The sequence below is a fragment of the Flaviaestuariibacter terrae genome (genome assembly GCF_054777635.1).
In genome coordinates, this window is record NZ_BAAHAL010000008.1 from 1805782 (window position 1) to 1819775 (window position 13994).

Here is a 13994-nt window from a genome sequence, read left to right on the forward strand (position 1 = left end):
TGTAACTCAGGCAACTGCGTGATGAGCGGCGGCGGAGTTCTCTGGTTTTTCCGTAAACTTTGCGGCATGAAAACCCTGAAGCTCTTCCTCCTTTCCCTGCTGCCGCTGGCCGGCATGGCGCAGGGCGAACTCAAGATCAAAGGCAGCCTCAAAGGCGTACCCGCCGTCAAGTGGGTGTTCCTGAGTTTCCGCAACGGCGACGACAAGGTCACCGACAGCGTGCTCGTGGAAAACGGCTCCTATAAATTCAAGCGGCCCCTTGCCGAGGCCGTGCTGGCCGATGTCGCCTTCCGCGGCGACGAGCCCGTGTATACCCGCAACGGCGTCGCCAAGAAGGAATACCACCTCCCGGTGTTCCTAGAGCCCGGAACGATCGACATTATGACCAGCGACTCGCTCCCCGCGACAACGATCAAGGGCTCACGCGCGCAAACCGACTACGAGGCGCTGCAGAAAGCGCTCGAGCCCTACCAGTCGCAGATGAGCGTTTACGGAGCGGCTTACGGAAAAGCCCGCACCGAGAAGAACGAGGCCGCCATGAAGGCCGCCAGCGATGCCTACGATTCGGTGGAAACCGCCAGCCAGGAGCGCATCTACCTGCCCTTCCTGCGCGCCCAGGCTTCCTCGCCGGTAGCGCTCTACGTGCTGCGCCAGTACGCCGGTTATTCGATCGACCCGGTGAAGATCACGCCGCTGTTTGAAGCCCTCCCCGAGGCGACCCGCCAGGGACCGTCGGGACGTGCGTTCGCCGCGCAGCTCGACATCGCCCGGAAGACCGCCGTCGGGAGCACCGCGATGGACTTCACCATGAACGATACCCTCGACCACCCCGTGGCACTCTCGTCGCTCCGCGGCCACTACGTGCTGGTCGATTTCTGGGCTTCCTGGTGCGGCCCCTGCCGTGCCGAGAACCCGAACGTGGTAAAGGCCTTCCATACGTTCAAGGATAAGAACTTCACCATCCTCGGTGTATCGCTCGACCGCCCGGGCCAGAAGGCGCGCTGGCTGAAGGCCATTCACGACGACGGCCTTACCTGGAACCACGTGAGCGACCTGCAGTGGTGGGACAACGCCGTGGCTAAGCAATATGGTATCCGCGCCATCCCGGCCAACCTCCTGCTTGACCCGGAAGGAAAGATCATCGCCAAAAACCTGAGCGGCGAAGAGCTCCAGGCCAAGCTGGCCGAGGTGCTCCGCTAATCCGGAAACCATATAAAGTTGTATGTAGCATAAGGGCCCCTGGGGCCCTTATTGTTTTCCCCTGTATATTCACGGACCAACTGTACTGCTATGCTTCGTGCCATCCTGTTTTTTCTTTTCCTGCTGCCGGCAACAGCGCTCGTTGCGCAGCGTAACCGCCTCAGGATCGAGGGGTCCGTAACCGATGTTCCGGGCCTCCGCTCCGTGCAGCTGATGACCGCCAACGGAATCGTACTCGCCGGGCCGACGCCGATTACCGACGGCGAATGGTCGCTCAGCTACCTTGTCGCCCACCCGCAGCTCGCCCTTATCAGCTTTCTTTCCGATGTGCCGCTCAACGGTTCCACCGATACGCCGGTGTACCGCTATAACGTGCCCCTGTTCCTGGCGCCCGCGCAGGTGCGCGTGGAAACGAACGGCGACCTGGCGCGCACCCGCATCAGCGGATCGGAGGCCAACAACGATTACCTCGCGCTGATGGCTGCCGCCGCGCCCTACGAGCAGGCGATCCAGCGCTGGCGGGAGCGCTCCGCCGACTCGGCCATCATCGACGACCTGCCGCGACAGGTATACATCGGCCGGAAGATCGACAGCCTCACCGACCTCTTTCGCGAGAAGGTTTATGGCCACTTCCTCCAGCAACGGATCTCCTCGCCGTTGACACCGCTGCTGCTCAACGCCTACTGGCACCTCGACGGGGACCCCGACCGGATGCTGCAATTCATCGTCAACCTGCCGGCCGCCTACCGAACAGTGCACGTCAAGAACTTCCGCATCGAGCTCGAGAATCTGTCGCGCGTTTGGGTGGGAGCCGCGGCGCCCGACTTCAGCCTGCGTGATTCGGCCGACCGCAACGTATCGCTGGCCTCGCTGCGCGGGCAGTATGTTTTGATTGACTTCTGGGGATCCTGGTGCGAGCCCTGCCGGATGGAAGCGCCCAACCTGGCGGAGGCGGGCCACTACTTCGCCAGCCGCGGGCTCCGGCTCCTCGGTGTCGGCATCGAGCGCGAGCGCGACAAGTGGCTGCAGGCCCTTCGCGAGGACAGCATCCCGGGCACCCATGTATTCGATTATCGCTTCTGGGACAGTCCGGTTTTAAAAAAATACGCGGTCAGTTCCCTTCCGCAAAATGTGCTGGTAGACCCGGAGGGAAAGATCATCGCCCGCAACCTGCGTGGCGAGCGGCTCTGGGCGGTACTGGACAGGTTGCTTCCGCGGTAATTAAGTTCTGGAGGTTCTTAAGGTTTTGAAGGTTCTCAGGGTTTTGGCGAAGGGTTGCTGCTGTCGTCTTCGGCGAGGGCGCCGTCGAGGATCTTTTCGAGCGCCGCGAGCTTTTCCTGCAGGGCCGAATCATCCATTCCCTGCGCGATGGAGGCGTTTTGCTGCGTGGCAAACCAGATCAGCACCATGGCCAGGTAATCCTGCATGTCCTTACCCGCGAAGGCCGTCTTGAACTCCAGCAGCTTGTCGTTGATGGTCTTGGCGGTGTGCCGCACAACGGCTTCATCCTTCGGCTGGATCTTGATGCGGTACGTGCGGTCGGCGATGAGGAGGTTGATGGGGATAAGGTCCATAGTAATGGAGGATGTCTGATGGAGGATGTCTGATGTGGAGCGTGGGATGTGGCTTGTCTTTCAGATCAGACATCCGCGATCCTACATCAGCGATTAGCTACTGAGGTACGCGATGCACTTGTCGATTTCGCGGATGAATTTATTCACCTGCTTTTCAAATTCTTTTTTCTCCGTGTCGTTGAGGGAGCCGGCGGCGAGCTTCATGAGGCCCACGGCCTGCTGGAGGTCCTGCACCTGGCCGGCGAGCGCCTGCCGCTCCCCGTTGGCGCGCGCCAGCTGCTGCTGCAGCTCCTCGTTGTCTTTGCGCAGGCGCTGCTGCTGCTTTACGAGGAGCTGCAGCTTTTCCTGCAGGCGGGCGATATGTTGTTCCGATTCGGCCATTATTTGCGGATTTCAGCGCCGAGCTCTTTTTCGAGCGAGGTCATGATCTTTTGCATCCAGCTGTCGATCTCCTTGTCGGTGAGCGTTTTTTCCTCGTCGAGGAAGGTGAAGCTCACGGCCAGCGACTTGCGGCCGGCGCCGAGCTTCTCGCTCTCGAAGATATCGAACAGCCGAAGGTCGGTGAGGTTGCGGAGGCGCAGCTTGTCTACCTGCTGGCGGATCGCATCGTACTTCATCGCCGAAGGAACGATCATCGCCAGGTCGCGCTCCACGGCGGGGAAGCGGGGCACTTCGCGGTACTGTATTTTTACGGGGAGCGCCACTTCGAGCACCGCGTCCCAGTCGAGGTCGGCTACGAACACCGGTGCCTTGAGGTCGAAGCGCTTCAGCTCAGAAGGCGTTACCGTGCCGATGGAGCCCAGCACGCGGCTGCCGCTGCGGATGGTGAGCACGCCGCCGAGGCCTTCTGTCGTTCCTTCCGTAGCAAAGTCGGCGTTGACACCGGTCATCCGGAGCAGCGCAGCGACGACTCCCTTTACATAATAGAGATCAGCGGGGACGGCCTTCCCTTTCCAGCCCTGTGCGGCCACATTGCCCGTAACATAGAGGCAGAAGTGGTTCTGCTCGCTGTAGTTGCCGGTGCCTTTTGTGCCGTAGGTCTTGCCGAACTCGAAGAAGCGGAGGTCGCTGTTGCGGCGGTTGCTGTTGAAAGCAAGTACTTCCAGCGCCGTTGGGAGCATCGAGGGGCGCATCACGTCGAGCTCGGTGCTCAGGTTGTTGAGCAGGCGCACGGTGCTTCCGAGCTGCTCCTCCGTGAAGTAGGCCGAGTTGGTGATCGAGTTGGAGAGGATCTCGTTGAAGCCGAGGCCCACGAGCGCATCGGCGAGCTTCTGGCGCAGGCCTTCGGCGCGGTAGGTTTCCTCTACCGACGGCGTGATCGTCATCGCCGCCGGGATGTCGATATTGTCGAGGCCATCGATGCGGAGGATCTCCTCCACCACGTCGGCGGGGAGGCTTACGTCGCGCTTGTGGTACGGCACTTCCACCGAAAGGGCATCCATGCTGTCCTTGATGATGCGGAAGCCGAGGCTTTCGAGGATATTCTTGACGGTCTGCGGGTGGTAGTTCTTGCCACTCAGCTTTTTGAGGTACTGGTTCTTGAGGATGACCTCTTTCTTAGCCTCGGGTTTGGGGTATACATCGATAAAGTCGGAGGCGATGCTGCCGCCGGCGATCTCTTTTACCAGCTGCGCGGCGCGCTTTAGCACGTTGACGCTGTTGGAGATGTCGATGCCTTTCTCGAAGCGCGTGGCCGCGTCGGTGCGGAGGCCGTGGCGGAAGGAGGTTTTGCGGATCGTGCCCGGCTCGAAGAAGGCGCTTTCGAGGAAGATGTTCTTCGTGGCGTCGGTAACGCCGCTTTTGGCGCCGCCGAATACACCGGCGATGCACATCGGGCCGGCGGGAGAGGCGATCACCAGGTCTTCGGCGCTCAGCTTGCGCTCCTTGTCGTCGAGCGTTACGAAGGGCGTTCCTTCGGGCTCGTTGCGCACGATCACCTGGGCGCCGGCGATCTGGTCGTAATCAAAAGCATGGAGCGGCTGGCCGGTCTCGTGCTGGATATAATTGGTGATGTCGACGATGTTGGAGATGGGGCGGACGCCGACGGCCTTGAGGCGGTCCTGCATCCACTTGGGTGAGGGGCCGACCGTGATGCCGGCGAGCGAAACGCCGCTGTAGCGGGGGCAGGCCTCTTTGTTCCCGATCGTGACCGTTACGGGAAGGCTGTTGTTATCGGGCTTGATATTGTTGCCCGGCAGCACGGGGCGGAAATCCTTCTTGTCGTGGTGCGTGAGGTAAGCACAGACGTCGCGGGCCACGCCCCAGTGGCTCATGGCATCGGCGCGGTTGGGGGTGAGGCCGATCTCGTACACGATATCGGTGTAGGGCTTGAAGTACTCGGCGGCCGGCGTGCCCACGGGCGCATCGGCGGGGAGTACCATAATACCGGCGTGGGAGTCGCCGAGGCCGATCTCGTCTTCGGCGCAGATCATGCCGTAGCTCTCGACGCCGCGGATCTTGGCCACCTTCATCGTGAGCGGGTCGCCGGAAGTGGGGTAGATGGTGGCGCCGACGGGGGCCACGACCACGCGCTGGCCGGCGGCCACGTTGGGTGCGCCGCAAACAACCTGCAGGGGCTCGGCGCCGCCGATGTTCACCTTGGTCAGCTTCAGCTTGTCGGCATTGGGATGCTGCTCCGCTTCGAGCACCTCGCCGATCACGAGGCCTTCGAGGCCGCCCTTTATTTCTTCGAAGGGCTCCATCGATTCCACCTCCAGTCCGATAGAGGTCAGGATGCGGGAAAGGCGCTCGGGATCGATCGTCAGGGGCAAATACTCACTCAGCCAGTTATAGGAAATGGTCATAATGATAGATCTAGGGCCGGCAAAGATAACCCTTAGGAAAGGTTTAGAAAGGTTTAGGGAGGAGGGAGGGTTTTGGAAGGTTTTGGCGGGTTTTGGAGGGCGAGTGCCCCGCTGCCGGGGAAGGTTGGCGAGGATGCGACAATATTGGCGCCGGAGCAACCATGGCGGGAAGAGGCAAATTCATCATCAGGCACAGGGGAACCAATGTTGGCAGAGGCGAATCCAATATTGGTGCTGGCATCTTCAACATTCGCGATGGGCTATCCAACATTGGTGATGGCCCTTCCAATGTTGCTATCGACGAATCCAATGTTGACGACGCCCCAATGAACATTGCGGATGACAGCTCCAACATTCAGGATGGAGGCTCGAACGCTGAAGATCGCGCCTGCAACATTCAAGATCACGTTTTCAACATTGAGGATGGCGTTTTGAATATTAACGGGGCCTCCGTGAATATTGAGGACAGGGTGCTGCGCCTTGGTTGGCCTGCTGGCGCATTCGACCGCTTGTCAATAAGAAGGGATGCCGTGCAACCCTTTTTCCGGATGCGGTATCTTCCCGGCAGCCAAACGCTATATTATGCGCTACCTCCTGCTTCTCCTGCTCCTGGCGGCGACGGCCGCCCCTGCCGGCGCCCAAACCGCCGACCTCTTTCGCAAAAGCATCGGCGGCGCCCCCGAAACGGGGGAGCTCGACGAGGCCGACTTCGGCCTGCGGATGGACTGGGACGAAAAGGTGGAGCGCATCGACAGCATCGTTCGCGTCAACGACTCGGTGACGGTACTCGTGCGGGGCCTCTACAGCAAGCGCAGCCTCCGCGCCGGGTACACGCCGCAGCGCCTCGATGCCGTCCGCGACACGCTCTACCACGATAGCCTGTACAACCGCTTTCTCTCGCCTGCCCGGGTGCGGCAGGGCGCCCGCCGCCGCTACCCCCAGGCTGTGACCGACAGCACCCGCGTTATCGACGAGGAAGCGGCCCGCCGCGACAGCGCTTCGAGAACCGTCATTCTTCCCATCGCCAACAGCGAGCCCGGCGCCCCTGCCGCGCCTTTCGTGCTGCTGACCGGTATGCTCGCCACAGCACTGTACATCGGCATCAGCCGTCTTTACCGCCGCCTGTCGCTTTTCAGCTGAGCTCTCTTGCGCCGCTTTCTCCACGATACCTCGCTGCTCTTCGCTACCCTGGTCGCCCTGCTGCTGCCTTTCCCGTGGCGCCTGCTCCCGGTGCAGCAACGCCTCCTGCCTGCGCTCTTTGGGCCGGCGCTGCTCCGCTCCGACAGCGGCGCCCAGGCCCTGTTGTATGGAGCGCTGGTCCTGCTGGCGTTGCTGCTGGCAGCCCTGTTGAAGCCGCGAGCGCGCCGGAAGGTAACGGCCCTTGTTTACCCGGCGCTGCTGCTGTACCTCGCCGCAGTGCTCGCGCGCTACGGGGCCGACAAGCTGCTGAAGATCCAGTTTTACCTGCCCGAGCCCAACACCTTATATACACCGCTGGGTCTGATGGATAAGGACCTGTTGTATTGGAGCACTATCGGCACGTCGCGGCTATACAGCCTCTTCCTCGGTGGCACGGAACTGCTTGCCGCGCTGCTTCTATTCTCCCGGCGCACAAGGCGCGCGGGGCTCCTGCTGGCGCTGTCCGTAGTTCTACAGGTGCTTGCCGTCGACCTTTGCTTCGGCATCAGCGTGCGTCTCTTCTCTTCCTTCCTCCTCCTGCTGGCGCTGTTGCTGCTGGCGCCCGATGCGCGCAACTGGATCCACTTCCTTGGCGGGCAACCCGCTGCCGCGGCTCCTCCGCTGCAACCGCTTCCCTTCGCCCGCTTTGCACGCATAATCAAAACAGGGATGCTGCTTCTCATCGCCGTGGAAGCCTTGCTTCCGGCATTGCGGAGCGGAAACTGGAACGATGACCTTGCGACGCGGCCGCCGCTGCACGGCGCATACGCGGTGCTCGCGCAAGTCCGGGAATCGGAGGGAGGCCTTCCCCACGCGCGGCGCCTGTTTGTACACCGCGCGGGCTACCTCGTATTGCAGGACAGCAGCGATGCGCTGCGGTCGTTCCCGCTTTGGGTGGATACCGTGCAGCAGCGAATTCACTTCAAGATCAGCGCTTCCTGGCGCAGCCTCGACTACCGCTTCACCCGCTCCGACAGCGTGCTCACGCTCCGCGGCAGCGGCCCGAACGGATCGGTAGTTCTACAGGCGCGGTCGCTGCCCTGGCGCGCCCTGCCTGCACTTCGCTGAGTGATTATCTTCTGCAGAAAACTTCGCGCTTTGTGCCAAAAGTGGTATCTTGTACGTCCCCATTGCGTAAACAAAAGACTGCTTTATGAAATACCCCGCGATACAAAACTTCATCGACGGACAGTTTGTTCCATCTCAATCCGGCCGCAGCATGACGGTCGTTTCGCCGCTCGACGGCCAGCTTCTTTCCACGGTCCCTATGTCGGATGCAACGGCGCTCGAGCAGGCCGTAGCCGCTGCCAAAAAAGCCTTCCCCACCTGGTCGCGCACACCGATCAAGGAGCGCGTGCAGGTGTTCTTCCGCTACAAGACATTGCTGGAGAAAAACATCGTGGAGCTCTCCACTTTGGTGATGGAAGAAAACGGCAAGACCTACGACGAGGCGAAGGCCGAGATCGACAAGTGCATTGAGCTCACGGAGTTCGCCACCTCGCTGCCGCAGCTCGTTACGGGCGAAGTGCTCGAAGTGAGCAAAGGCGTCGAATGCCGCACGGAGCACGCACCGCTGGGTGTTGTCGCCTCCATCGTTCCGTTCAACTTCCCCAGCATGGTGCCGCACTGGACCATTCCCAACGCGATTGCCCTGGGCAACTGCATGATCCTGAAGCCGAGCGAGAAAGTACCGCTGTCGGCAGGCCGCATCGCGGAGCTGCTGAAGGAAGCCGGTCTTCCCGACGGCGTGCTCAACATCGTGCACGGCGATACCTCTATAGTAGAAGCGATCTGCGATCACCCCGCCATCGAGGCGGTATCGTTCGTGGGCTCCACGCGCGTTGCCAAGATCGTATACCAGCGTGCTACGCAGAACTACAAGCGCTGCCTCTCCCTCGGTGGCGCCAAGAACCACCTGATGGTGATGCCCGATGCCCTTCCCGACATGACCGCGCAAAACGTGGCCGCCTCCATGAGCGGCTGCGCCGGCCAGCGCTGCATGGCTGCCTCCGCGATGGTGGCGGTAGGCGAGGTCGATCACATCGTACGCCGCATCGTGGAAGAAGCGCAGAAGATCGTGCCGGGCAAGAACCTCGGCGCCGTTATCAATAAAGAATCGAAGGAGCGCATCGAGCGCTATATCACCGAAGCCGAAGCGCAGGGTGCCAAGGTGCTGGTCGACGGCCGCAACGCGGTTGTTGCCGGTAAGGAAGAAGGCACCTACGTGGGCCCCACGGTCATCGACTTCGTGCGTCCCGATATGGCCGTGGCCACCGAGGAGATCTTCGGGCCCGTCATCTCGATCATGCGCACCAACACCGTTGATGAAGCACTGAAGATCGAGAATGCCAGCACCTACGGCAACGCGGCTTCTGTGTTCACGCAGAACGGCGGCGTGGCCCGTTACGTGATGGAGCGCGCCTCCGCCGGCATGGTCGGTGTGAACGTGGGCGTGCCCGTACCGCGCGAGCCGTTCTCCTTCGGCGGCTGGAACGAATCCAAGTTCGGCGTCGGCGACATCACCGGCAAGAGCTCGATCGAATTCTGGACGAAGCTGAAAAAGACGACCATCAAGTGGAACCCGGAGGCGGGTGTGAACTGGATGAGCTGATCCCGGGAGAGAAAGAACGCAGATCCACCTGCGGTGGATACGCGGATCTGTTAGGATTGGTTATGATTTGCTTACGCATGCAATCAGTAAAACTGTATCTGCGCTAATCTTAATAATCATAAAAAATCTGCGTTCTTTCTCTCCTTTTGGACGTTTTTAGGACCCTCAAAATCTTTATCATGGATACCGCATTAAGCACCCGCACCGAAACACAATCGATCGTGCAGGACAATCTCGACTACACCCTTTTTTCGTGGAGCAAGCAGAAGGGCGCCAACCCCATCGCGGTGAAATACGCGGAAGGCGTTTACTTATATGATTACGACGACAAGAAGATCCTCGACTTTTCGTCGGGACTGATGAACGTCAACATCGGCCACGGCAACCAGCGGATCACCGAAGCCGTGACGAAGCAGATGCAGGAAGTGGCCTACGTGACGCCGAGCTGCGTTACAAAGGCGCGCGGCGAGCTGGGCAAGAAGCTGGCCGAGATCTGCCCCGGCGATCTCAACAAAGCCTTCTTCACCCTGTGCGGAGCCACCTCCATCGAGAACGCCCTCAAGCTTGCTCGTATTTCTACGGGACGACACAAGATCATCAGCCGGTACCAGTCCTACCACGGCGCTTCCTACGGGGCGGCTTCCGCCGGCGGCGATCCGCGCAAGATCCCTATGGACAGCCAGCAGGCGCCCAACTTCGTACACGTTGACCTGCCCTATGCCTACCGCTGGGAGTACGGCGAGGAGAACCTCCTGAAGGAGTGCCTCCAGCGCTTCGAGCGTACCATCGCCTTTGAAGGCCCGGGCAACGTGGCCGCCATCCTCCTCGAAGGCGCCTCGGGCTCTTCGGGTTGCTTCACGTATCCCAAAGGATTCCTCTCCGGCATCCGCGCCCTCTGCGACCAGCACGGCATCCTGCTGATCATGGACGAAGTGATGAGCGGCTTTGGACGCACGGGCAAGTGGTTCGGCTTCATGCACGAAGACATCGTGCCGGATATGATCTGCATGGCCAAGGGTCTTACCTGCGGCTACCTGCCCTTTGGCTGCCTTATGGTGACCGACCGCATTGCCGCGAAGTTCGACGACACGATGCTGCCGCTCGGACTCACCTACTCCGCGCACCCCGTATGCTGCGCTGCCGCACTGGAAACGCTGAAGATCTACGAAGACGAAGGCCTCATTGAAAATACCGTGGCCATGGAGCAATACCTCAATGGCCGCATCGAGGGGCTCCGCGCGCAGCACCCGAGCATCGGCGACTGGCGCAACCAGGGCCTGCTTGGCTGCCTCGAGATTGTGAAGGACCGCAACACGCGTGAGCCGATGGCGCCCTTCAACGCCAAGCCCGACGAGATGGTCGTGATGAACAAGGTGGCCGCGAAGATCCGCGAGCTCGGCATGTACACCTTCGTACGCTGGAACTATGTATTCATCGCACCGCCGCTCTGCGTCACGAAAGAGCAGATCGATGAAGGCCTGGCCATCATCAGCGAAGCGCTGAAGATCGCGGATGAAGCAACAACATTTGGTTAGTCTGCTACTAAAAATAGTCTGCTAGTCTGCTAATTTGATGCATTCTCATTAGCAGACTACCCCATTAGCAGACTAGCAGCTTGGCAAATGCACCTCAAAACGACGTATCATGTCACAGGAAATTATCGAACAGTCGTCACTGTATAACGAAGACCTCGCCCCGATACCGCAGGAAAAGAGAACCTGGGGCACGGGCAACTATGCCGCGCTCTGGATTTCCATGAGCCTGTGCATCCCTACGTATACGATGGCCTCTTCGATGATCAACCAGGGTATGAGCTGGTGGCAGGCGATCGTGACGATCTTTATCGGCAATGCCATCGTGCTGGTGCCGATGCTGCTCAACGGGCATGCGGGGGCCAAGTACGGCATTCCCTTCCCGGTGCTGGCCCGTGCCTCCTTCGGCACCCGCGGCGCCAACGTGCCGGCGATGCTTCGTGCGGTAGTGGCCTGCGGCTGGTTTGGCATCCAGACCTGGATCGGCGGTGAAAGCATCTACCACCTGCTGCGTGCCTGGAATCCGTCACTGGCGGCCATCGACAACAGCGGTCTTTTCCCGCAGGCGTTGCCGCTGCTTTGCTTTGCCGCCTTCTGGCTCCTCAACATGTTCGTGGTATACAAGGGCGTGGAGAGCATCCGCAAGCTGCTCGTGTTCAAGGCGATCTTCCTGCCGCTGGCCGCCATCGCGCTGTTTGCGTGGGCCGTGACCGCTGCCAAAGGCCTTGGCCCCATCCTCGAGAAGCCGTCGGCCTTTGCCGACAACGCCGCCTTCTTCAAATTCTTCTTCCCCGCCCTAACGGCCGTCATCGGCTTCTGGGCCACGCTTTCGCTCAACATCCCCGACTTTACCCGCTATGCCAAAAGCCAGCGCGCGCAGATCAACGGGCAGGCCATCGGCCTTCCCCCGTCGATGACGCTGTTTGCTTTCGTTGGCGTGATCGTTACCTCCGCGTCGGCCATTCTTTATGGTCAACCAGAGTGGGACCCGGTGAAGCTCGCCGGTCATTTCGAGAACCGCGTCGTGGTGAGCTTCGCGATGCTCGGTATCGTGATCTCCACGCTGGCCACCAATATCGCCGCCAATATCGTGAGCCCGGCCAACGACTTCGCCAACCTCGCTCCAAAGAAGATCAACTTCCGCACGGGCGGCTTTATCACGGGCATTCTCGGCCTCTGCATCTTCCCGTGGAAGCTCGTTGCCGATCCGAGCGGGTACATCTTCACCTGGCTGATCGGGTACTCCGGTTTGCTTGGTCCCGTTGGCGGCATCATGATCGCCGACTATTATTTCATCCGCCATCAAAAGCTGCAGGTGCCGGAACTGTACCAGCACAGCGGCCGCTATGGCTACCGCGGCGGCTTCAACCAGAAGGCGATCGCGGCGCTCATCCTGGGCATCCTGCCCAATATCCCCGGCTTCCTCGTTACCATCAAGGTGCTGGATGCGGCGATGGTCACGCCCTGGGTGGCCCAACTGTATAACTACGCCTGGTTTGTGGGCTTCCTGCTGTCGGGTGTTGTGTATATCCTGCTTATGCGCCGAAGCGCCGCGTCGATGCCCGATGCGGAGCCGCTGCCGCTTACCGAAGAACAAACTGCTTATGCCCCTACTCATTAAAAACGGACGAATCATTACGGCCTCCGAAGACAGCGTGGCCGACATTCTCATCGAAGGCGAGACCATCGTGGCCATCGGGCGCAACCTGCCCGCGGGCAATGCAAAGGTGATCGACGCCGAAGGACTCCTTGTGCTTCCGGGCGGCATCGACCCGCACGTGCACCTCGACATGCCTTTCATGGGAACCTTCTCGAGCGACTCCTACGAAACCGGTACCCGCGCTGCGCTGCATGGCGGCACCACGATGGTGATCGACTTCATCCTGCAAAAGCAGGGCGACTCGCTGCAGAATGCCCTGCGCGAGTGGCAGTCGCGCGCCGACGGTACCGCCGTGGGCGACTACAGCTTTCACATGGCCGTGACCGACTTCAACGAAGAGACGAAGAAGGAGATCGCGCATTTTGTGAACGAAGAAGGCATCACCTCGTTCAAGACCTTCATGGCCTATAAGGGCGCCCTCATGATAGACGACCGCCAGATGGTGGGCCTGATGGAGGAAGTAAAGCGTTGCGGCGGCCTCGTGACCGTGCACGCCACCAACGGCGACATGATCGACTACCTCATTGCCAAGCACCGCGCCGAAGGCAAGCTCTCGCCGCTGTATCATTACCTGTCGCAACCCGAGGTAACCGAGGCCGAAGCTTCGGAGCGGTTTGCCGCGCTGAGCCGCTACACGGGCTGCCCCGGCTACATCGTACACCTCACCTGCGAGGGCGCGCTCAATGCCGTGCGCGAGGCCGCGAAGTGCAACCAGCATGTCTTCGTGGAAACCTGCATTCAATACCTTCTGCTCGATGCCTCGCTGTATGAAAAGGACTTCGAAGGCGCCAAGTGGGTGATGAGCCCGCCGCTGCGCGAAAAGAAGGACCAGGAAACGCTGTGGGCCGGCATCAACCAGGGCCTCGTCAACGTGGTGGCCACCGATCACTGCCCCTTTATGTGGGAGCAGAAGCTGATGGGCAAAGAAGATTTTTCGAAGATCCCCAACGGGCACCCGGCCATCGAGCACCGCTACGAGCTGCTGTTCAGCGAAGGCGTGAACAAGGGACGGATCACCGCCAACAAGTTCGTGGAAGTGGCCTGCACCAACCCGGCCAAGATCTTGGGGGTGTTCCCGCGGAAGGGTACCATCAGCGTAGGCTCCGATGCCGACATTGTATTGCTCGACCCGAACGAAGAGCATACGATCTCGGTCAACAGCCACCACATGAATGTCGACTACTCGGCGTACGAAGGCTGGAAGCTCAAAGGAAAAGTAAAGACCGTGCTTCTACGGGGACAGGTAGCCATCGACGGCGGCGAATGCAAGCTGCGCAAAGGCTACGGAAAGTTCATCAAGCGCGCTAAAGTTACCGACCACATATAGGTGAAGAGATCTCGGATCTCGGATCGAGGATCTCGGATCGAGGATCTCGGATCTGGGTTTTGTCATTGTACCTGCAAACATCCGACATATAATAATAAACCGTAAAT

11 protein-coding genes are annotated in these 13994 nt (G+C 60.4%); 8 read left to right on the forward strand and 3 right to left on the reverse strand.

All coding sequences use genetic code 11. The features are described 5' to 3' along the window. The first annotated feature begins 66 nt into the window (after positions 1-66). A complete protein-coding gene (locus ACYU7Z_RS15845) occupies positions 67-1200 on the forward strand; it encodes a redoxin domain-containing protein (protein WP_460572223.1) in 1134 nt (377 codons plus the stop codon). 90 nt (positions 1201-1290) lie between these two features. Continuing rightward, positions 1291-2421, forward strand: coding sequence for a TlpA family protein disulfide reductase (locus ACYU7Z_RS15850; RefSeq protein ID WP_460572225.1), 1131 nt, complete (start codon positions 1291-1293; stop codon positions 2419-2421). Positions 2422-2456: 35 nt separating this feature from the next. Here ACYU7Z_RS15850 and ACYU7Z_RS15855 read toward each other — a convergent pair whose 3' ends face one another. From ACYU7Z_RS15855 to pheT, 3 genes are all read right to left on the reverse strand, one after another. After that, positions 2457-2774, reverse strand: a complete 318-nt coding sequence (locus ACYU7Z_RS15855; protein WP_460572227.1) for a cell division protein ZapA — start codon at positions 2772-2774, stop codon at positions 2457-2459. A 93-nt stretch (positions 2775-2867) separates the two neighbouring features. Continuing rightward, positions 2868-3155, reverse strand: a complete 288-nt coding sequence (locus ACYU7Z_RS15860; RefSeq protein WP_460572229.1) for a hypothetical protein — start codon at positions 3153-3155, stop codon at positions 2868-2870. Next, positions 3155-5578: a phenylalanine--tRNA ligase subunit beta gene (gene pheT, locus ACYU7Z_RS15865; RefSeq protein ID WP_460572231.1), complete on the reverse strand. Its 2424-nt coding sequence runs from the start codon at positions 5576-5578 to the stop codon at positions 3155-3157. Before pheT ends, ACYU7Z_RS15860 begins: the two co-directional genes overlap by 1 nt. 582 nt (positions 5579-6160) lie before the next feature. Here pheT and ACYU7Z_RS15870 point away from each other — a divergent pair. The 6 genes from ACYU7Z_RS15870 (at position 6161) to hydA (ending at position 13887) form a co-directional block, all read left to right on the forward strand. After that, on the forward strand, positions 6161-6718 hold the full coding sequence (locus ACYU7Z_RS15870) for a hypothetical protein (protein ID WP_460572233.1): 558 nt from the start codon (positions 6161-6163) through the stop codon (positions 6716-6718). 6 nt (positions 6719-6724) lie between these two features. Next, complete coding sequence (locus ACYU7Z_RS15875; RefSeq protein WP_460572235.1) at positions 6725-7825, forward strand: hypothetical protein; 1101 nt, start codon at positions 6725-6727, stop codon at positions 7823-7825. 85 nt (positions 7826-7910) lie between these two features. Further along, positions 7911-9368, forward strand: coding sequence for a CoA-acylating methylmalonate-semialdehyde dehydrogenase (locus tag ACYU7Z_RS15880; RefSeq protein WP_460572237.1), 1458 nt, complete (start codon positions 7911-7913; stop codon positions 9366-9368). 179 nt (positions 9369-9547) lie between these two features. After that, the gene (locus tag ACYU7Z_RS15885; protein ID WP_460572239.1) at positions 9548-10903 is read left to right on the forward strand and encodes a PLP-dependent aminotransferase family protein; all 1356 of its coding nucleotides are present in this window, start codon (positions 9548-9550) and stop codon (positions 10901-10903) included. Between the two features lie 109 nt (positions 10904-11012). Next, positions 11013-12521, forward strand: coding sequence for an NCS1 family nucleobase:cation symporter-1 (locus tag ACYU7Z_RS15890; RefSeq protein ID WP_460572241.1), 1509 nt, complete (start codon positions 11013-11015; stop codon positions 12519-12521). Beyond that, positions 12505-13887, forward strand: a complete 1383-nt coding sequence (gene hydA / locus ACYU7Z_RS15895) for a dihydropyrimidinase (RefSeq protein ID WP_460572243.1) — start codon at positions 12505-12507, stop codon at positions 13885-13887. The genes ACYU7Z_RS15890 and hydA overlap by 17 nt, the downstream gene beginning before the upstream one ends. Positions 13888-13994: the final 107 nt, after the last annotated feature.

Bases quoted from the DNA above. Each gene is read 5' to 3' on its own strand.
- ACYU7Z_RS15880 (WP_460572237.1), top strand. From the start codon at position 7,911: ATGAAATACCCCGCGATACAAAACTTCATCGACGGACAGTTTGTTCCA.
- pheT (WP_460572231.1), bottom strand. From the start codon at position 5,578: ATGACCATTTCCTATAACTGGCTGAGTGAGTATTTGCCCCTGACGATC.
- ACYU7Z_RS15870 (WP_460572233.1), top strand. From the start codon at position 6,161: ATGCGCTACCTCCTGCTTCTCCTGCTCCTGGCGGCGACGGCCGCCCCT.
- ACYU7Z_RS15850 (WP_460572225.1), top strand. From the start codon at position 1,291: ATGCTTCGTGCCATCCTGTTTTTTCTTTTCCTGCTGCCGGCAACAGCG.
- ACYU7Z_RS15885 (WP_460572239.1), top strand. From the start codon at position 9,548: ATGGATACCGCATTAAGCACCCGCACCGAAACACAATCGATCGTGCAG.
- ACYU7Z_RS15860 (WP_460572229.1), bottom strand. From the start codon at position 3,155: ATGGCCGAATCGGAACAACATATCGCCCGCCTGCAGGAAAAGCTGCAG.
- ACYU7Z_RS15855 (WP_460572227.1), bottom strand. From the start codon at position 2,774: ATGGACCTTATCCCCATCAACCTCCTCATCGCCGACCGCACGTACCGC.
- ACYU7Z_RS15890 (WP_460572241.1), top strand. From the start codon at position 11,013: ATGTCACAGGAAATTATCGAACAGTCGTCACTGTATAACGAAGACCTC.
- hydA (WP_460572243.1), top strand. From the start codon at position 12,505: ATGCCCCTACTCATTAAAAACGGACGAATCATTACGGCCTCCGAAGAC.
- ACYU7Z_RS15845 (WP_460572223.1), top strand. From the start codon at position 67: ATGAAAACCCTGAAGCTCTTCCTCCTTTCCCTGCTGCCGCTGGCCGGC.